The sequence below is a fragment of the Paenibacillus agaridevorans genome (genome assembly GCF_003112455.1).
Lineage (GTDB): Bacteria > Bacillota > Bacilli > Paenibacillales > Paenibacillaceae > Pristimantibacillus > Pristimantibacillus agaridevorans.
Map to the genome: position 1 here is coordinate 48,038 of NZ_BDQX01000069.1, position 20,319 is coordinate 68,356.

Consider the following 20,319-nt stretch of genomic DNA (forward strand, 5'->3'; position numbering starts at 1 on the left):
GTACGTGCAGCGGAAGGATCCGTACCAGCGGCTTCGATCGATTCATAACGGCACCAAAATGTACGAGCAATCGTCCTTGTACGATTTCTCCAAGTCGTGGCTCACGCACCAGAGCATTCAGCATTGGGATACCGGTCCGACCACCGAATGGCGGGAAGCTGTCCGCAAGCCGATCGTCGTCGACGAAATTTCCTATGAGGGCAACGTCGCCAAACGGTGGGGGAACATTACGGGGCTTGAGTTGATCCACCGCTATTGGGAGGGGATGACCAAAGGCGGCTTCGTCGCCCACGGCGAATGTTTCGAGAACAAGCCGACAAGAGCATGGATTTCGAGCGGCGGCAAGATGTACGGGGAAAGTCCGGAGCGGATCCGGTTTCTGCGCCAAGTGCTTGAGGAAGGCCCGGAGGACTGGATGAAGGCTCGCGAGGAGGGCATCCATGCGCTTCTGTACTTGGGCAAATACCGGCTATCGTCTTATAAACTCCCGCTGCCTCAAGATCGGAAATACCGGATCGAGCTTATCGATATTTGGGAGATGACGATAACGCCGCTTGACGGCACTTTCACGGGACAGAGCGACCTGGCATTGCCGGCTAGACCTTATACCGCCTTGCGCGCGCAAACAGTTTGAGAGGAGGGAACGGAGTGATTCACTATAAAGAAGAAGTAGAACGATTTGGCAAATTCGAGCTGCAGATGACAGGGCGCGAGGACGATGCGCTGTTTGCGGACTCCGGCTTGTGGGCTGAATTCAGCAAAGATGATCGACATTTCGTATCAGAAGGCTTCTATGACGGCGAAGGCAGGTTATTGATCCGGTTCATGCCGGACGAGGAGGGGGACTGGTCGTTCCGCGTCAATGGCGCATCCGCGCCAGCCGGCGGATACGCCGGACAATTCCATTGCCTGCCGGCGGGGGCCGATAATCACGGACCGGTGAGCGTATCGAACGCGACGCTGTTCGCTTATGCGGACGGCAAGCTGTACACGCCGTTCGGAACGCTGCTTGAGGCCTGGCATGTGCAGGACGAATCGAGCCGCGACCGGACGATCCGGACGCTGTCGGCATCGCCGTTTAACAAGGCGCGAATGAGCGTTGTCCCGCAGGCCGGTCATGCGGGGGATGGCGAGACGGATATATCTCCGTTCGCCTTGCGTCCGGACGGTCAGCCGGACGGCGATTGCTTCGAGCCGGCTTATTTCGCGAAGCTGGAAGCATGCGTGGAGAGTTTATCCCGCATTGGCGTGGAAGCGGAGCTGATCTTATTTCCTTCCTCCATGGACCTTGAAGGAGCCATTCGGTTGACCGCGGAGCAGGAAGAACGATATATCCGTTATGCGGTTTCCCGGTTGGCCGCTTATCGCAACGTATGGTGGACGATGGCAGACTTGGGCGATGGAACGCGGAGGCGGGAAGTCGATTGGCGCGCTTATTTCCAGACGCTTCGCGAATGCGATTACGGTCATCATCTCTGCTCGATCCACGGCACGCCATCCGCTTTCGATTGGGGCGTTCCATGGCTGACGCATGTCAGTCTCCGGCAGGAGGACGTGATGCTTGCCTCCGACTTGACGCTGCAATACGAGAAGCCGATCGTCATTGACGATTGCGGCCGCGAGGGTATCGGCGCGGAGCCTAGGGAAGCGCTGACCTCGGAAGACATGGCGTACCGAATTTGGGAGGGCCTGTCCCGCGGCGGCTTCGCGGCGCATGGGGAATCGCTTCGAGGGCCGGACGGAACAAGCTGGTCGGTTCACGGCGGCGAGCTGCTCGGCGAGAGCGTGGAGCGGATCGCCTTCCTGCGCGGTCTGCTGGAGGATGCGCCAGGCTACCTGACATACAGCAGACAACGCCACGATGCCTCGACTCTCGAGAAGCGAGGCGAATATTATTTGCAATATTTCGGACCGCACCGATTCTCGTCGCGCGACTTCGGGATGCAGACAGGCGAATTCGCGGTGGATATTATCGATACATGGAATATGACGATCGAACGGCTGGATCAAACGTTTCAGCAACGGTTCCAGATCAAGCTGCCCGGAGAGATTTACTACGCGCTCCGTTTGCGCAAAATCGGCGAAGGCGCGGAGCAGGACGAACCGAAGAAGGAGCAAGCGTCGGCGTAGAGTGGCGAAGACTTCACCGTCCTACCGGGCGGCAGAACGGAAATCGGAAGGAGAGCGCTGGAAATGAACGCTTATCGTATAACGAGTCCGGCCGAGCGCCGAAGCGTGGATGTATGGCAGTCGGACGACGATGTCTATATCCAATTGTCCCGCGAAGGCGACTCCGAGCCTTATTTCAGCAATAAGCTGGGACGTATGGCGGTTTACTCGGAGGGACGTCCATGGCGTGAAGAGCGGCTTCGGCTACATGCCGCGCGAATCGAGCAGCATGGCGGCACGCTGCGGATCGAGGCGGACGGCGGCGAGATGTTCCTCGCATTGGAACTGAAGTTCGATGCGGAAGGGCTGCTTCGGGTTTGCGCCAAATGGGAGAATCATTCCGATCGAACCCTGTGCGACGTCGCGGTCGGGCTCGAATGGGAGCTCGCCTCCCGCGGCAAGGAAAACGTGACGATCCCCCATATGATCTACAACAACAACCCGTCGGCGGATCCCGCCAGGCTTGTGCCGCATCTCGGCATCGGCGAGGGCAAAGGCTTTATTTGCGAGGAGCATCGGCTCCCGATCCCATGCGTGAACGTCGAGTGGAACGAGGAGAACGCCGGCGAGCGATATTTCTCGATGTTCTCGCTTCCGTCCTTTATCGAGGATAAGGAAGGCGTCGTCCACTACGGCTCGCTTGGTGCTTATCAGCGCGATGGAAGCATATCCGTCGCGGCGATGAGCGGCGTTCTGATGTTTGGTGGCGAGAAGGACATCGTGTACGTGAGCAAGAGCCAAATCGAGCCATACTCCGGCGGCTATACCGATTTTGCTCCGGGCTTTGCGCTCGAGAAAAGCTATGCTTTGGAATGGGGGCCGCAAGAGAAGCCCGGTCAGGCCTTCTCGAAGGCCGTTCACCGCGCCGTTCGGCTGTACGATCCGCAGGGCGCCGATCCTCTATCGCTGGATGAGCTGATTCGGCTCAAGACGGCGGCCATGGACGACCGGTGGCGGGAGACGGATCGGTCAGCCGGCTACGTGAAGTTCAACGATCGGAATTCGTTCGGGCTCGTATCGAAGAAGCACGGGCTTCACTACATGTACGGCTGGACCGGACAATGCTTGAAGCTGGCCTGGTGCGACGCGTCCTTGGGCTTCGATGGCCAAATGCGCGAGCGTATCGAGCGATGCAGGAAAGCCGTCGACTTTTATCTCGGGGAGAGCGGCACTTCGGTGCCCGGTCTCCGGAACGGCGCGTATCATTTGTCCGATGGCCGGTGGGAAAATTTCCGCTGGCAGCAGGAGCCCGTCATTTCGAGCCGCGCCTTCGGCGAAACCGTCAGCGACCTCGCCGATATCATTTTGCTGTTCCGCAGCCGGGGGGAGCAGGTTCCTTCCAGTTGGACAGCCGCGCTCGAGCAATCCGCGGATTTTATACTGGGGGCCATATTGCCTGCAGGCATATTTCCTTCCGCCTTCAAGCTGGACGGCAGCGCAGCGGATACGGAGATTACGGCCGCCGGCATTCCGTGCCTGATCGCGTTAATCAAAGCCTGGCAGGTGACGGGCGCGCGGACGTATCTTGACGCCGCCAGCGACAGCATGGAGCGCTATTACGCGCTGCATGCCGAAACCTTTGAACGGCCGTTCGCCAGATCTACGCTTGACGCAAGATGCGAGGACAAGGAAGCGGGCATGTTTTTCTTCATCGCGGCCTACGAGCTCTTCCGTCTGACCGGGGAACCTCATTTCCGGAATTGGGCGGAGATCGCCGCGGATTGGCAGCTAACCTACGTCTATATGTGGAACCCGGCATACGATCGCGGCACGGCGTTCAGGGATAGCGGCTTCCAAGCTGTCGGCTGGCCCGGGGTAAGCGTGCAGAACCATCATCTCGACGTCTTTTTCCCTACCTTCGAGCTATGGCAGTTCGGCCTCATGACCGACAACGAGACGTACGTGCGCTTGGCGCGGACGATTTTTGGCGCACTCGGCCAAGGCATTTGCACCAAGCCGGGCGAGTGGGGCTTCACCGTCGTCGGGGAACAAGCGGAAGGGTTCTTCCAATCCAACTTCCAAGGAAGAGGCAGATCCAACACCTGGAATCCCTCTTGGGTCATTTCGGAAGTGCTGCATCATGCGCTTCGCTTCCGCGAGGCGACCAATCATGGCGAAAACCACCAACAAGGCAAAGGAGTGCATCGTATATGATTAGACCGCACGGAATTATACCCGCGATGGTGACGCCATTCGACCAGGAGGGGCGCCTTAACGAACCCGTCGTCCGCTTCATGATTCGGCGTCTTATTCAAGCGGGGGCGCACGGCATATTCGTTCTCGGGACGAACGGCGAATTTTTTGCGCTGACCGAAGACGAAAAGATTGAGCTTGTCCGAATTGCGGCCGACGAGATCGGCGGAGCCGTCCCGCTCTATGCGGGATCCGGCGCGATTACGTCAGCCGAGACGATCCGCTTGTCGCGCAAATTGGAGGAAGCGGGCGCCGATATTTTATCCATCATTACGCCTCACTTCGTTCCGCTCAACCAATCGGAGCTGCATAACCACTTCGAAGCGGCGGCAGGCTCAACGAATTTGCCGATCGTTCTCTATAACATACCTGCGCGCACGGGCGTTATGCTGGAAGCGACAACCGTAGCATCTTTGTCCGACATAGCCAATATCGTCGGCGTAAAGGATTCAAGCGGCAATTACGAGCATGTGCTTCAGCTGATTCAACAATCGGGTCCCGACTTTGCGGTTCTAGCCGGTACGGATTCGTTCATTTTATCGACCTTGCTTGCAGGAGGCGGCGGAGCGATCGCAGCCTCCGCCAACGTCGTTCCCGATACGGTTGTTTCGATTTATAAACACTGGCAGGAAGGGCAGCTGGAGGAAGCCGCGAAATCGCAAGCCGACATCGCGGTCATCCGCAAGCTGATGCAGTTCGGAACGGTCCCGTCAGGGCTCAAGGAGATTCTGAACCAGCTGGGAATCGAAGTCGGTTCGCCGCGTCTGCCGGTCCGGCCTGTCGGCGCTGAGGCGCGAAATACCATTGAGGCAACGCTGCGCGCGGTTGGCCTGCTGAAGGAGGGGAACCCACATGCGAACATTGGTCGTTGATCAATCCGGAAACGGCGATTTCCGTACGGTTGCTGAAGCGATCGCGGCAGCGCCGGATCATGCCGTCGAACGCACGCTGATTGAACTGAGAAACGGGCATTACAAGGAGAAGATAACGGTTCCCGCAAGTAAAACCAATTTGTGCATGATAGGAGAAAGCCGAGACGGAGCCGTCATCTTCTATGACGATTCCGTGTCGACCCTGAAGCCGAACGGTGAGAAAATGACGACGTTCGACACGCCATCCTTCACGATATTGGCAGAAGATTTTTATGCTGAAAATATGACCTTCGCTAATTCGGCCAGCAGGCTGGAGAAGCGGGGACAAGCGCTTGCGCTGCATGTGGAGGGAGATCGCGCAATCTTCCGGAACGTAGCGATACTCGGCCATCAAGATACGCTGTATACGCCGGGCAACGGCAGACAATTGTACGATCGCTGCTATATCGAGGGACACGTCGACTTCGTATTCGGTTCTGCGACAGCCGTGTTCAAGGATTGCGAGCTGCATAGTCTCGATCGTCATAACGGCTTTGTGACGGCGGCTTCTACGGATGAATCGCAGCCTTACGGCTACGTCTTTCTGAACTGCAGGCTAACCGGAGCCGCGCCTCCCGCGACCGTCAGTCTCGGCCGGCCTTGGAGGCCGCACGGAAGCGCGATTTTCGTCCATACGTGGATGGGAAGCCATATCCGTCCGGAAGGCTGGGACAACTGGCGCGATCCAGCGAAGGAAAAGACTGCGCGGTATGCGGAATACGGAAGCGTGGGACCGGGAGCGGAGTCGGCGGCCCGGGTAGAGTGGGCGAGATATTTGACGGAAGAAGAGGCCTCGGCACTGACGGTACGAAGCGTACTGGAAGGCCGCGACGGCTGGAATCCCGAAGAGGTGCGCGCGGCCGTTATATAAGGAGGTAATTTCGGGAGCAATCGCTGACTATTCTTTCATGACGATATGGTAGAAAGCGATTCGCTCCCTTCTCCATGTGTAGCTTATATAAATGTTGTTGCCATGGGCGACGACCGCGGGGTACGAATATTGACTGATGCCCGAATCGAGCGGAAGCTCTTCGCCCCATGTCGCGCCGTCGTCGCGGGATAACCGAAGCACGAGCGGAGTGCGGGGCCCTTTTCCCTTCGGATCGTCCTCGCTCGGCACGGTCGGGTTGTAGGCCATGGCAAGCGTTCCGTCCGATAACCGCGAAAGATCGAAGCCGCTGTTGTTGTTCGGCATATCGGTCCGATAAGCCTCGCGCCAAGTGAGGCCGCCGTCCTGCGAATCGCTGCGGTACATAGCGCCTTCGGTGCTCCGTGCCAGCAGGTGGACGGAGCCGTCCTCCGACTCCCACAACGTCGGTTGGATGATGCCTTTCAGCTTCAGCTTGCCATGATCGAGGGGAACGATCGCCGTCTGAGTCCACGTATCGCCCTGATCGGGAGATATATCGATACAAGCGTCCCATGCGGGCTCAAGCGAATTCGGCGCGAGCAGGGTACCGTTCCTAAGCGTGATCGGCTTGTTCTTGACAGGTCCCCGTCCGCCGATGTCGCCGGGCACCAGCTCCTTGGGCTCGGACCAGGAATAGCCGTAATCGTCCGAACGAGTGATGCGGGTGTGCCATTCGGCAACGCGGGGGCCAACCTTGTAGAAGAGCAGCAGCTTGCCGTCAGGTCTGAGATAGAGAACGGGATTCCAATGCGGAAGGCCTTCCTCGTCCGCGACTATGACCGGAACTGACCACCCGCCGTCCGTTCTGCGCGCCGTCCAGATTGCCACGTCGGGAGCGCCCTCGCGGGAGCCGCCGAACCAGGCGACCATTACGTCGCCGTCTGGCAAGATGACCAGCGTGGAAGCGTGACAGCTCGCGAAGGGACGATCGTCTTCAAAAATAAACTCTTTTGCCTGAACAGAATAAGTCATAAAAAAGACACCTCCAACTATATTTAACAGCTGCTTTGAACATACCCCAGGGGTGAAGCTGTTACGTTACAAGCGTATGACGGCGCATGACCCGATTCAATAGGGCATTACGTTCGCATGTCCTGCGATAGCGCTTATATGGGAAAGGAGTTTGCGGAATGTGGAATCCCGACAATTTTATGGAAACTTTATATGAACGGTCCGCATCGGCAAGAAAGAAGCAAACCGAGCTTGGCCGCGAAGAGCGGAAATCGCTTCTAAAGGAACATCTTCGGACAGCGCTCGTTCCGTTTGAGGAAATGCGCGCGCCGCTCGATCCGATTCTCCTGGAACGAACGGAGTATGACGATTATGTCCGAGAGCGCGTCGAGATCGGAACGGTGACCGGTCTTCGCATGCCGGTCTACGTTCTCATTCCAAAAGAGAGCAGACGGACTTGGGAGCTGCCCGGGAATTCTTCCGGCAAGCTTCCCGGCATGCTGGCGCTGCATGGACACGGCTACGGGAGCAGGGAGGTTGCGGGGTTTGCGCCTGACGGGACGATGAGCGTGAAGAAAGGCGGACATAACCGATTCGCCTTGGAGCTTGCGCGGCAGGGCCATATCGTCGCTGCGCCGGAAATGATCGGCTTTGGCGACCGCAGGCTGCTCCGCGATACCGTTCCCGGCAAAGAACGCAGCTCTTGCAATTCCTTAACGGGACAATTGCTCATGCACGGCATGTCCCTTGCGGGCTTGCGCGTCTATGAAGCGATCAGGACGCTCGATTACCTTGCGATGCGGGAGGAGGCCGATCCTCGGGCAATCGGATGCATGGGTTTCTCGGGCGGGGCCTTGCTCGCGGCTTACGCGGCCGCAATCGACGAGCGGATCAACGCCGCTGTCCTATGCGGATTCACCAGTACTTATAAAGGAAGCATTCTGTCGATTAATCACTGCATCGATAATTACATTCCAGGCGTGCTTGATTATGCCGAGCTTCCCGATTGGATCGGACTCATTGCGCCGCGTCCGCTGTTCGTCGAATCCGGTGAGAACGACCCGATCTTCCCTGCTGGCGCCGTTCGCGAAGCCGTCGGGATTCTGCGGAAGATCTACCGGGACGAAGGGGCGGAGCATAGGCTGCAATCCGATATTTTCCCCGGCGCCCACGAGGTTAGCGGACGGAACATCTATCCTTGGCTTCGATCGACATGGCAATCGTTAGAATAAAAGCTGTAACAAGACGACTGACAAATAAATAGAAAACGGAGGATCGACATGAACAAAATCAGATTAGGAATTCAGGACCAAGCATCGCCACGGATGATTTACGGCTTGAAACTGCTTAAGGATGCTTTGGAAGCATGCGGCTTCGAGACGGAGACAACGAACGGGGAGTGGAACTCCTTGACCTACCGGAAACATCCTGAGCTCAAAATTTACGTCGGCAACCGGGAAGAATCGAAATTTATCCGATCGCTAGAGGATCAGGAGGTCCTTCTTTATCATTCGGAGGAGCCGGGCAAGGAAGGCTTCTACATCGCCACGCTGCCGGGAAATCTGATCGTGGTTTCGGGCGGCAACGATACCGGCGCATTGTACGGAGCCCAGGAGCTGGCCGAACGGGTTCGTCGCGAGGGACGGGTTCCCGATTTGCTTGCGCATGGCGAAACGCCGAAGTTTGTGATCCGCGGCCCGGTGCTCGGCCTGCAAAAGACGGAAATCGAGCCTCCGCGCCGCACATACGAGTACCCGATTACGCCGGATCGCTTCCCTTGGTTCTACGACAAGGGGTTGTGGACGGAATACCTGGACATGCTCTGCGCGCAGCGGAGCAATATCGTATACATCTGGTCGGCCCATCCGTTCTCCTCCTTGGTGAAGCTTAAGGATTATCCGGAGGCGCTGGAAGTGACGGAAGAGGAGTACAACCTCAACGTCGAGACGTTCGGCTGGCTGACGGAAGAAGCGGACAAACGAGGCATCTGGGTCGTGCTGAATTTCTACAACATTCATATCCCGCTTCCGTTCGCCGAAAAACACGGCTTGGAGCTTCATCAGCCGAAGCCGCTTCCGATCACCGCCGATTATACCCGCAAATCGATCGCGGAATTCGTAAGGTCCTACCCAAGCGTCGGGCTCATGCTGTGCCTGGGCGAGGCGATGCAGGGCGACGTGTACGGCGCAGAATGGTTCACGGACACGATTCTGGCAGGCGTTAACGAAGGCCTCCGGGATCTGAAGGTGAAGGAACGGCCGCCGATCATCCTCCGCGCGCACGCGGTTAAGGCGGAGCCGATTATCGAGAAGGCGATATCGCATTACCCGAATTTATTTACCGAAGCCAAGTATAACGGCGAGTCGCTTACGACCTGGACGCCGCGAGGCGGCTGGAAGCAAACCCATAACAAACTGAGCGCGATGCAGTCGGTTCATATCGTCAACGTCCACGTGCTCGCGAATCTGGAGCCGTTCCGCTACGGCTCGCCCGCCTTCATTCAGAAAAGCATGCAAGCGGCAAAGGATCGGCAGAAGGCGAACGGGCTGCACCTTTACCCGCTCTTCTTCTGGGATTGGCCATACAGCGGCGACAAGACGACGCCGAGGCTGAAGCAGGCGGAGCGGGATTGGATGTGGTATGCCGCATGGGCGCGTTATGCCTGGAACCCTGACCGTGATCCGGAGACGGAACGCCACTATTGGATAGAGGAGTTGGCTTCGCTGTTCGGGTCAAGGGAAGCGGGCGCTGCGCTGTTGGAAGCCTATGACGCCTTTGGCGAGTGCGCGCCGCGGCTCCTTCGCCGCTTCGGCATTACGGAGGGCAACCGGCAGACGCTGTCGCTTGGGATGACGATGAGCCAATTGACCAATCCGGACCGTTATTCCCCGTATCGGGCGCTGTGGGAGGATCACGCGCCGCAGGGCGAGCGGCTCGAATTGTATGTCCAGCGAGAGCTGGCGGACGAACCCCACATCGGGGAGACGCCGATCGACGTTATCGAATCGGCCGAGCTGTTTGCGGAGCAAGCCTGGACGGCGATTCAGCGCGCAAGCTCGCATGTTACAGACAATAGGGAAGAATTCGACCGAATCGCGAGCGACGTGGAAGCGATTCTATACATGGTGCGCTTCTACGGCGCCAAGGTGCGAGCCGCCGTCCAAGTGCTGACGTACAAATACACGGTGAACGGCAACTACCTGGAACATACGAATCTGTTGGAGGAAGCCGTTCCTTACTTGCAGGAGAGCGTGGATTGGTACCGCAAGCTGACGGAGCTGACTAAAAACACGTACCTGTATGCGAACAGCATGCTGACGGCGCACCGCAAAATTCCGGTGCCCGACGGCCGGAAATTCAAGCATTGGACGGACTGCCTCCCGATCTACGAGGAAGAGCTCGCAGGCTTTAGAGCCAGCGTGAATGACTTGAAGGCAGGAAAGCTGCCATCGCGGGTAAGCGGAGAAGTGAAGGTCGAGCCGTACCGGGAAGCCGCCTTCCGGCTGACATCCTCCGACATGGAGACGTACACGCTGTCAAAGGACAGCTTGCTCTTCTCCGACGGCGAGGTATACGTGCAGAACTGCGCCGAGGAGCTCGAAGGCTTGACCGGCGTCCGGTTCAGCCGCGCGGAAGCGGCGATGGGCGGAATGGCCGTCGAGTTCGAGACGGACGCGCCGGTTCGCGTGCTAGTCGGCTATTTCAATTCCTCCGACCCGCAATGGCTTCAGGTGCCGACCCTGGACGAGAATACGCATGCGGATGAACGGGGAGGCTTATCTCCCGTATTGCGCAAAGGAATCAAGACCTCCTTCTACCCGAGCGTTAACGTTCACGCTTTTCTATACGAGGCCGGAAGCCATATGCTGAACCTGGGCATAGGAGCCTACGCGGTGCTCGGCGTCATCGCCGCCGATCAGGAGCTGAAGGAGCGGGACGTATCGCCGTTCAGCGAAAGCTCCCGAACGCTGGATTGGCTATATGACGGCGATAAAAAAAAGGGAGCGCTGTCGCGCTGATGGAGGCGGCTCGGGGACAAGCGCTATTGGAGCCGTATTAATTCGGGGTTGGGCTCACCTTGCAGAAACAACAGCAGCTAGGCCAAAGGGCCCTGGCTGCTGATTTTTGTTACACATGTTTGATGAGGAGGAGTTGGCGAGATGAGCGACATGGCTATGCTGCGCAAGCAGTTTGCGGAACCGCCCGTAGAAGCGAGATCCGCGCCTTTCTGGGCATGGAACGACAAGCTGGATATCGAAGAATTGATGCGTCAAATCGAAGGGATGAAGGAGCAGGGTATCGGAGGCTTCTTCATGCATGCGAGGGAAGGCTTGGAGACCGAATATCTGGGAGAGGAATGGATGGAGGCGGTCGAAGCTTCGGTGATGAAGGCGGAGCAGCTCGGCATGGAGGCTTGGCTGTACGACGAGGACCGCTGGCCCTCCGGTACGGCGGGCGGCAAAGTGCCGTCTATCGGCGATGAGTATCGCTCTAAAGGACTGACGGTAGAGGTGCTCCAAGAATGCGGACGCGGGACGGCCTCTGAGCCATACCATGCCGACGATCGGACGGTTGCCCTCTTTAGGGCGCGCATCGACAATATGCAGTTGCACAACTGCGATCGTCTGCCGCTTGCGGAGCCGGTTATGACGCTTGAAGCGGACGAAGCGCTGCTCGTGTTTCGTGTCGAGGTGTCAGCGCCTTCCGAATGGTTTAATGACCAGGCGCCGCCGGACAGCATGAATCCAGAGGCCGTTCGCCGGTTCATCGACGAGACGTACGAGGTATACAAGGCAAAGGTCGGCGACCGGTTCGGCCAAACGATCAAAGGCGTGTTTACCGACGAACCAAGCGTCAATGACCGGCATTGCAGGTTTACGGAAGGACGCGGCTGGGTGCCGTGGACGTATTCGTACCCCGATTTTTTCAAGAGCAGGCGCGGTTACGATCTGTTGGATGAAGTCCCCCATCTGTTCTTTGACGGCGACCGCTCTTCCTGGGTTCGCCATGATTATTGGCGCACCGTGTCGGAGAAATTCACCGATGCGTTCTCGAAGCAGCTTTACGATTGGTGCGACAATAACGGTTTGTCGTTTACGGGCCATTATTTGCAGGAGGATAAGCTCGGTCTGGGCACCCGGGTCGGCGGCGCCATCATGCCGCATTACCGGTATCAACATATACCCGGCATCGATATGTTGACGGAATCGACCGATGAGCACATGACGGTGAAGCAGTGCACGAGCGTAGCGAATCAATACGGCCGCAAGCGGGTGCTGTCGGAAACGTATGGCTGCGCCGGATGGGAGTTTACGTTCGAGGGCCAGAAGTGGATCGGCGACTGGCAATATGCGCTCGGGGTCAATCTACGTTCGCAGCATTTGGCGCTATATTCCATTAAAGGCTGCCGTAAGCGGGACTATCCGCCGGTATTTAACTACAATACAAGCTGGTGGAAATACAATCGCGTTGTCGAGGATTATTTTGCGCGGCTCGGCGCGGTGTTGACCGAAGGGCGCGCGGTCAGGGACATCCTCGTGCTGCACCCGGCTTCGACGGCTTGGTCGCTGCTTGGCTCCGATCCATACGGCATGCCGAACCGGGGCAGAGACCGCGACATCCCCGGCATTAATCGGTACGGCGACGAGTTTAATCGTTTGCTGAGGGCGCTGCTCGGCGCGCATCACGATTGCGACCTTGGAGACGAGACGATCATGAGCGAGATCGGCGAAGTGAAGCCCGGTAAAATGATCATCGGTCAGGCGGCCTACAAGGCGGTGGTCATGCCAAGCATCACTACTATGCTGCGCGCGACCTATGAGCTGCTGTTGCAATTTCTGGAGGCGGGCGGCCGCGTCGTTGCCATGCGGCCTTTGCCAATGATGCTGGAAGGCCGAACATCGGAAGATCTCGACAAGTTGACGAATCATCCGCGCTTCACGGCGGTCGCGGATACGGTTGGCGTTATTGAATGGCTCGATCATGGCTCGGGCCTATCGCGCCAAGTATCCATACGCGGGCAGCATGGGACCGAAGAAGACGGCTTGTTGCATATGCTTAGGAAGTCTAAAGGCTGCAGCTCGCTGTTCATCGTTAACAATGACCGCAATCGCGGCCATGACGCGCGGGTCGAAACGGCCGTTATCGGTACCGTAGAGGAATGGGATGCGCTGACTGGCGAAGTTCGTCAAGTCGAGTCGTGGCTCTGCGAAGGCAAGCTGCGGTTTCGGGCGTCATTCGAACCGGCCGGCTCGAAGCTGTACATGATTGATGAATCAGCGGCTCCTGCCGCGCAAGCACCGGCCCAGTCGCCACCAGCGTTTAACGACAACGACTTGTATGCGGCGTTCGGGCCGAGGTTCCGGTTCACCCGTTCGATGCCCAATGTGCTGACGCTCGATCATTGCCGGTACCAGATGCAGGGCGGAAGCTGGTCCGAGCAGATGGAGGTGTGGCAAGCGCAGCGCCATATTCGCGATACGCTCGGCATGAGGCAAGTCTTTTACAATGGTATCACTCAGCGGTACAAATGGATCGGGGAAAGGCATCCGAACGATGGGACGGAGGTTCTATTCCGGTTCGAGTTTCATGTCGATGAGGTGCCGGAGAGCGAATGTTCCCTCGCGCTCGAGGGGGCGGAACGCTTCCGCATCCACTGCAACGGCGAAGAGCTTGCGTCAACGGCGGAAGGCTGGTTTATGGATCGTTCGATCTCATGCGTGAAGCTGAGCGGCGTACGCAAGGGGATCAATGAACTGATTCTCGACTGCAAATATACGAACGATATGGAAATGGAAGACATCTATGTGCTCGGCGATTTCGGGGTTAGCCCGGAACGCCGCATCATTGCAGAACCGACCGTGCTGCATGCAGGAGATTGGTGCCTGCAGGGGTATTATCATTATTGCGGCAGCATGATCTATCATTTGGATTATGAGAACCATCATGAACCCGATTATCGCGCTCATCTGAAGCTCGGGGAGGTATCGGCGGTCGTTGCGGAAGTGAGGGTGAACGGCGTAACGGCCGGTCACATCCCGTGGAGGGCGGCGGACGGGCTCGATATAACCGGCTTTCTGGCCGAGGGCGGCAATCGGCTGGAGATCGAAGTGATGGGCAGTCCGCGCAATGTGTTCGGGCCGTTTCACGGTGCGAGAGGCAAAGCGCGAGTCACGAGCTGGGGCTCTTTTCGGACCAAAGGCAAGGAGCATACGCCGGATTATATCACGTTTCCCTATGGCATTATGGGTCAAATCAAGTTGATGCGCTCAAAGGGCGGGAGCAGACTATGACGATTCAAGCCAATCTTCCGGAGAGGTTCCGGGAGCAACTTACGGCGGAACCGTTGTTTAGTTGCCGAACGGATCTTCATCTGGACGGCAACTTCGGAGAACAATGGATTGCCGTAACGGACGATATGATCTTCTGTTGGGAGAATGACGATAGGCCGAAGGAGTCCATATCCGTTCTGAGAATTCGAGATTCGCGGATTGCGGCGGGGATAGGCGGCGGAACGTTGCTCGTCGATACCGACGAAGGGCCGGTCGCGCTCGCTCGTTATACAGCCACGCATACGTCAATGTTCGGGTTCGCCGCGAAGCTTATCGGAGCTCTGGCCAAGAAGGCGGAGCTGCCGGTTGTCTCCGAACGGGATCTCCCGCGATTCTGCCCTACTTGCGGGCATCCGCTCGGAGAAGGCACCGGGGTATGCCAATTTTGCTTAAACAAAGGTCAAGCGGCCGCGCGGGTTCTGCATTATGCCAAACCCTATAAAACCCAAATGGCAACCGCGGCTTTTCTGCTTATTCTTACGACGCTCATCGAACTGGTGCCGCCTTATTTGACAAAACTGATTATCGATGACGTTCTCCAGCCTAAAGGGACCGGCTCCGCGCTCCTTGTTTTTGTTCTAGCTTTAGGCGTCACAACGGTCTTGATGTCCGTCATGCAGACCATTCGGGGCTTCATCGGCATTTGGGTTGGTTCCAAAGTGATGGGCGATATCCGAAACGACATATACGGGTCGCTCATGCGATTGTCGCTCGCTTACTTCGACAAGCGGCAAACCTCCCAATTTATCGGACGCGTCAATAGCGACGCCGAATCGATGCGCCAATTCCTGACGGACGGCGTCATCTATGTAGGCGGCGAGTTGCTTCGATTCATTGCGATCTGCGTCATTATTTTCAGTTTGGATTGGCAATTGTCCTTGCTTGCCTTGCTGCCTGTGCCTTTCATGATCATTGCTTCCTTTACGATCTTGCCAAAGGTAGGACGGCGCTTGTATCAGCAATGGCGATCGATCTTCCGGTTGAACACGTTGGTCGGAGAATCGATGCAAGGGATCCGCGTCGTGAAAGCGTTCGGGCGGGAGAACGAAGAGATGTCAAGATATAACGGCGCGAACTTGGAGGTTGTGCGGAACAACATCAAGACCGAGGGGCTATGGCAGATTATTTTCCCCGCATTCCATCTCATTGCCGGAGTAGGAACGTTGCTAATTTGGTTTTACGGCGGGGGGAAGGTGCTCGGCAACGAGATTCAGCTAGGGGTGCTGATGGCTCTCGTCGCTTACTTAGGGATGTTGTTCGGGCCGCTGCAATGGGTAAGCCAGATGATTAACTGGGCGAGCAATGCAATCGCGGCCGCCCATCGGATATTCGAAATCATGGATACGCCTTCCGAAGTGCCCGATGCCGCTCAGCCGGAACCGCTCGGCACGATCAAAGGCCATGTCGATTTCAAAGGCGTGACGTACGGCTACGAGAAACATCATCCCGTCTTAAAAGACGTGAATTTACGAGTCGAGGCCGGGGAAATGATTGGTCTAGTCGGTCACTCCGGAGCGGGCAAATCGACATTCATTAATTTGCTTTGCCGATTCTATGACACGGATGAGGGGGAAATCCTCATCGATGGCATTCCGATTCGGCAGATCGGCCAATCCGATCTCAGGCGGCAGATCGGCGTCGTTCTTCAAGAGACGTTCCTCTTCGACGGGTCCATAGCGGATAACATCGCTTATTCCAAGCCGGACGCGACCCCGGAAGAGATTATGCGCGCGGCCAAGATCGCCAATGCGCACGACTTTATCGTCAGGCTTCCCGATGGCTATGATACGAGAGTCGGGGAACGCGGACATAAGCTGTCTGGCGGAGAAAAGCAGCGAGTAGCCATTGCGCGGGCGATCATCCATGATCCGCGTATTCTTATTCTGGACGAAGCGACCGCGTCGGTGGATACGGAGACGGAACGTCAGATTCAAGAAGCGATATCGCGGCTGATAGACGGAAGAACAACGTTCGCGATCGCCCACCGGTTGTCCACTTTGAGGGGAGCTGACCGTCTTGTCGTATTGGACAAGGGCAAGATTGTCGAGGAAGGCACGCATGAGCAATTGCTGGAGAAGACGGATGGCGTTTATCGCAAGCTGGTAGACGCGCAGAAAGAAATGTCGCAGATTCGGGGGGTAGGCGTTTAATGAAGAATTCATTCGATATCCGTATGCTGAACCCGGCGGAGATTTCGTTATCGCGCAACAAAGGCGGCGTGCTTCAAGGCGTAATTGACGGTCAAACATATGAAGAGATCGTCGTCTATCGCGCTTTCCCGTTCAAGCACGCTACTTCTTATATCTCGATTCGCAAAGCAGGCGGCGAAGAGCTAGGCATCGTACACCATATCGATGAACTCGATGAGGAAAGTGCCTTTGAGCTGAACAAAGAGCTTCAGTTCCGATATTTCCTGCCTAAGGTAACGCGCGTAGACAGCGTGAAGAACAAGTCGGGGTTGTGGTTGTGGGAATTGCAAACCCATCTCGGTACGACAAAGATGGCGATGCGCAATCTACATGAGCATCTGCAGTATCCAGGGGGAGGCCGGATCATCCTGACCGACCTGAACGGCAAAAGATGCGAGATTACCGAATGGCAGGCGCTCGACTCGCATAGCCGGAATCAGCTCAAGGAAGTGTTATAGCGGCCCGCCGCGGGACGTTGAGTCCCCCGAAGAGCAAGATCCTTTAACTTTCGAGCAACATCAGATAGAGAACCTTGGTTATTTTGCACCTATAATTATAGTCAATCGACAAAGGCAGTGAAAGCGGTACCGACAAATTAGCGGAATAACGGCGGAACGAAGGAATAAGAGAATAAAAGAATAACAGAATGAGAGAACGAGAGATTCGGAAAGGGGAACGAAAAAATGGCTAGACCAAAGCTGGGTATGCAGGGGCCCGTTATCGCCTGGCAGGATTCATGGGCGGGGGCAGCGTCCGACGAAATCATGCGAACGGGCACGGGCAGCGTCTATCCTTCCCAGGAGGCACTCCCGGCTCCCGATTTATTCCTTCAGGCGCTGAAGGAGCTTGGCTGCGATTTCTACGTGCACCACATGTTACCGAACGGGGCCGGGCAATCGGCCATGGTGCGCGATATGGCCAAGCACGGCATGGACCTGATCTTGGGCAACGAATACGGAAATATTAACGGACCTTACGCGGAAGGGACGAACCGGTACGACGTGCCCGACGAGGCGCTGTTGGAAGCCGCGGGAAGCGGCAAGCTGATCGGCCTGCTGTACGACGAGCCCGAGCATCTCCAAATCAACGCCTCGCAATATCGCAAGGATGCCTTCCTTCCGCATTGGGGGACCACGGAAGAAAACACGCTGCGCCAATCGCAAGATTCGGTTGTTCGCGCAGTGGCGGAGAGGACGGCGCACGTGCGCGGCGTCCTGGCGAATGCCGGAGTCGATCCGGAGGGCGTGCCCTTGGTAGGCGAGTTTGTGTTCCCCACCCTCTTCCACACGAAAGCCAGGGGCGGAATGATCGTTTGTCCCAAAATTATGAAAGAGTCGTTCCAGTCGCTTCAGCTTTCCACGGCGCTCGGCGCGGCGAAGCAATACGGCCGCGGGCTGTGGATTTGCGCGGATTTGTGGGGACCGGACGTCGGGCCCTGGTTCATCCGGACGCCGGGATTCCCCGGGCACTCGCCGGAGGAGTACGCTTCGGCGCTCAAGATGGGCTACTTTATGGGACCGACCCATCTGTTCACGGAAAATATCGACGCTTTGCTGCAGCACGGGAACGGCAGCTTCCGCCGTACGGAGTTCGGAGAGGTATGGGAGGAGTTCGTGCGGGACTTTATTCCGGCGCATCCCTTGACCTGGTCGCACGCGGAAGCCGTCCCCGACATCGCGTTTATCCATTCGGACGACAGCAATTACGGGCAGAACGCAAGGTTGTTCGGCAACCGGGGGCTTGCCGTCCCCGACGCTGCGCAAAGCGTGTTCCGCGCGTGGCATCTGCTCAGCCACGGCACCATTCCCGCGCATGGCAGCTGCATGCATATTCCCGGCTTCGCCTTTCCGCGCCATCGCTTGAAAGCAGAGGTTCCGAGGGACGAATTTCCATTGCTGCAGGGCAGGCCTCATGCCATAGAGGAGCAGGTTCATCCGCTCTATTATCCGACGAACAACGTTCTCGTCTTCGACGAAACGGTGCGAGATGAGCAGCTCGGAAATCCGAAAATGATTCTGGTTGCGGGCACTCGCCTTTCCGCGGAGACGCTGAAGACGGTCCGTCGAAGAGCGGAAGCGGGAGCGACGGTCATCATCGCGGACTGGCTCGTCCCCGAGCCGTGGAAGGCCAGCGGCCGAACGGGCGAAGGCAAATGGCTGGTAACGAGCGATTTCCTGTCGGATGATCGGGTTAAGGAAGAAGCCGGGCCGCATCTCGGAGGTTCCGACTGTTGGATGCAGCGGTTCGCGGACGCGGAGGTAAGGATGTACAAGGCGGACGAGCGCGGGTTCACGCTGGATTTCGAAATTAGGAATAGGTGAGGGGGACGCAGATACATGAACACCTACAAGCTTGGCGTCGTTGGACTGGGGGAAGGCCGGAGCATTATGTCCGCGGCGATAAGCAGCACGAGATGGGAGCTTGTCCAAGTATGCGATATTAATCCGGCGGTATGCGAGCTTCGGGCCGAGGAGTTCGGCTTCGATCAGTGGACGACGGATTACGGGGAGCTGTTAAGCAATCCGGCTATCGACGTCGTCGCCATTTATTCGCCCGACCAGCTGCACCTCCCCCATATGATTCAGGCGCTGCAGGCAGGCAAGCACGTCATCTGCACGAAACCGATGTTGACCTCGCTGGAGGGGGCGAACGAGCTGCTGGAACTGGCGGGGAGATCCGGCAAGCATGTATTCGTCGGACAAAGCTCCCGTTTCTTCGAACCGATGATCCGCCAGCGCGCGGATTTCGAGCGGGGTCGCCACGGAAGCATCCAGACGGTCGAAGCGCATTATATCGCGGACAGCCGCTGGTTCTTGAACAAGCCGTGGAGCCGGCAGAAGGGCTTCAGCTGGATGTACAATTTCATGATACACGCCGTCGATCTGGTCCGCTGGTATTTGCCGGGCGCCTTGGAGGTGACCGGATACGGCAACGTCAGCGGGAACAGCCGCCAATACGGCCTCGAAACGTGGGATTCCATGCGGCTCCTCATTCGGGACGAAGAAGGCAGGATCGGCCAAATATCGGGCAGCTATACCTTGCCGGCGTTAGGCTCGGAGGTCGAGCCGGGCATCGGCTGCGTCATTCGGGGGACGATGGGCTCCTCGCGGGCGGAGTACTCCAATCTGCTGTATCATACGCGATTCGAGGGCGAAGGCCGCAAGACGTATTCCTTCGAGAATAAGCGCGATTATTACTTCCGATTCGAGGGCAACAGCCATCACGCGGGGGAATATCAGAACTACATCGACTATTTCGCGGAATGTCTGGACAATGGCGCGAAGCCGCTGCCAGACGCGGAGGAAGCGGTGGTGACGCTCGCCCTGATGGCGGCGATGGAGCGAACCATGCAGGAAGGCGGCAAGCCGGTCCGCGTGGACGAGTTGCTCCGCGAGAACGGGCTGGCGCATCTGCGAAGCTCTTACGGGACGAGACCATGAGCCGCGGGGGAGATGCGTCTGCCATGAACGAGCTTGCGATTATCGCGGACGACTTGACGGGAGCCACCGACTCGGGCGTGCAGTTCGCGCGGAGAGGCTTCGATACGCAGGTCGTCTTTCATGCGGAAGAGGTTTCGACGATCGAAAGGAATTCCGAAATTATCGTGCTGGATACGGACAGCAGGGCGGTTGCCGCAGGAGAGGCCTACGAGCGGACCAGGCTTT

The 20,319-nt window shown here is 57.5% G+C and carries 14 protein-coding genes; 13 read left to right on the forward strand and 1 reads right to left on the reverse strand.

The window, feature by feature from the left end; all coding sequences use genetic code 11:
• The 5 genes from PAT3040_RS38490 to PAT3040_RS07635 all read left to right on the forward strand — a co-directional run.
• A partial coding sequence (locus PAT3040_RS38490; protein ID WP_258234891.1) for a DUF5605 domain-containing protein occupies nt 1–634 on the forward strand: 634 nt, incomplete at its 5' end.
• Nucleotides 635–648: 14 nt separating this feature from the next.
• On the forward strand, nt 649–2,130 hold the full coding sequence (locus tag PAT3040_RS07620) for a DUF5605 domain-containing protein (RefSeq protein ID WP_146200381.1): 1,482 nt from the start codon (nt 649–651) through the stop codon (nt 2,128–2,130).
• 63 nt (nt 2,131–2,193) lie between these two features.
• A complete protein-coding gene (locus tag PAT3040_RS07625; RefSeq protein WP_108992128.1) occupies nt 2,194–4,323 on the forward strand; it encodes a hypothetical protein in 2,130 nt (709 codons plus the stop codon).
• Nucleotides 4,320–5,234: a 4-hydroxy-tetrahydrodipicolinate synthase gene (gene dapA, locus PAT3040_RS07630; protein ID WP_108992129.1), complete on the forward strand. Its 915-nt coding sequence runs from the start codon at nt 4,320–4,322 to the stop codon at nt 5,232–5,234. The genes PAT3040_RS07625 and dapA overlap by 4 nt, the downstream gene beginning before the upstream one ends.
• Nucleotides 5,215–6,144 (forward strand): pectinesterase family protein, encoded by a 930-nt coding sequence (locus tag PAT3040_RS07635; protein WP_108992130.1) that lies wholly within the window; start codon nt 5,215–5,217, stop codon nt 6,142–6,144. Before dapA ends, PAT3040_RS07635 begins: the two co-directional genes overlap by 20 nt.
• A gap of 27 nt (nt 6,145–6,171) precedes the next feature.
• Here PAT3040_RS07635 and PAT3040_RS07640 read toward each other — a convergent pair whose 3' ends face one another.
• Nucleotides 6,172–7,155 carry a sialidase family protein gene (locus PAT3040_RS07640; protein ID WP_108992131.1) on the reverse strand — a complete coding sequence of 328 codons (984 nt, stop codon included), beginning with the start codon at nt 7,153–7,155 and terminating at the stop codon, nt 6,172–6,174.
• A 158-nt stretch (nt 7,156–7,313) separates the two neighbouring features.
• Between PAT3040_RS07640 and PAT3040_RS07645 the strand changes: the two genes are divergently transcribed.
• The 8 genes from PAT3040_RS07645 to PAT3040_RS36835 all read left to right on the forward strand — a co-directional run.
• Complete coding sequence (locus PAT3040_RS07645; RefSeq protein ID WP_108992132.1) at nt 7,314–8,366, forward strand: dienelactone hydrolase family protein; 1,053 nt, start codon at nt 7,314–7,316, stop codon at nt 8,364–8,366.
• Nucleotides 8,367–8,414: 48 nt separating this feature from the next.
• Nucleotides 8,415–11,153: a beta-N-acetylhexosaminidase family protein gene (locus PAT3040_RS07650; protein ID WP_108992133.1), complete on the forward strand. Its 2,739-nt coding sequence runs from the start codon at nt 8,415–8,417 to the stop codon at nt 11,151–11,153.
• Nucleotides 11,154–11,294: 141 nt separating this feature from the next.
• The gene (locus PAT3040_RS07655) at nt 11,295–14,426 is read left to right on the forward strand and encodes a glycosyl hydrolase (RefSeq protein WP_108992134.1); all 3,132 of its coding nucleotides are present in this window, start codon (nt 11,295–11,297) and stop codon (nt 14,424–14,426) included.
• Nucleotides 14,423–16,615, forward strand: a complete 2,193-nt coding sequence (locus tag PAT3040_RS07660) for an ABC transporter ATP-binding protein (RefSeq protein ID WP_108992135.1) — start codon at nt 14,423–14,425, stop codon at nt 16,613–16,615. The genes PAT3040_RS07655 and PAT3040_RS07660 overlap by 4 nt, the downstream gene beginning before the upstream one ends.
• Nucleotides 16,615–17,112 (forward strand): DUF1854 domain-containing protein, encoded by a 498-nt coding sequence (locus tag PAT3040_RS07665; RefSeq protein ID WP_108992136.1) that lies wholly within the window; start codon nt 16,615–16,617, stop codon nt 17,110–17,112. The genes PAT3040_RS07660 and PAT3040_RS07665 overlap by 1 nt, the downstream gene beginning before the upstream one ends.
• 225 nt (nt 17,113–17,337) lie before the next feature.
• Nucleotides 17,338–18,975 (forward strand): hypothetical protein, encoded by a 1,638-nt coding sequence (locus PAT3040_RS07670; RefSeq protein WP_108992137.1) that lies wholly within the window; start codon nt 17,338–17,340, stop codon nt 18,973–18,975.
• 15 nt (nt 18,976–18,990) lie between these two features.
• Nucleotides 18,991–20,094, forward strand: coding sequence for a Gfo/Idh/MocA family protein (locus PAT3040_RS07675; protein ID WP_108992138.1), 1,104 nt, complete (start codon nt 18,991–18,993; stop codon nt 20,092–20,094).
• A gap of 23 nt (nt 20,095–20,117) precedes the next feature.
• Nucleotides 20,118–20,319 (forward strand): four-carbon acid sugar kinase family protein (locus PAT3040_RS36835; protein ID WP_219930248.1); only part of this gene is annotated, 202 nt, incomplete at its 3' end.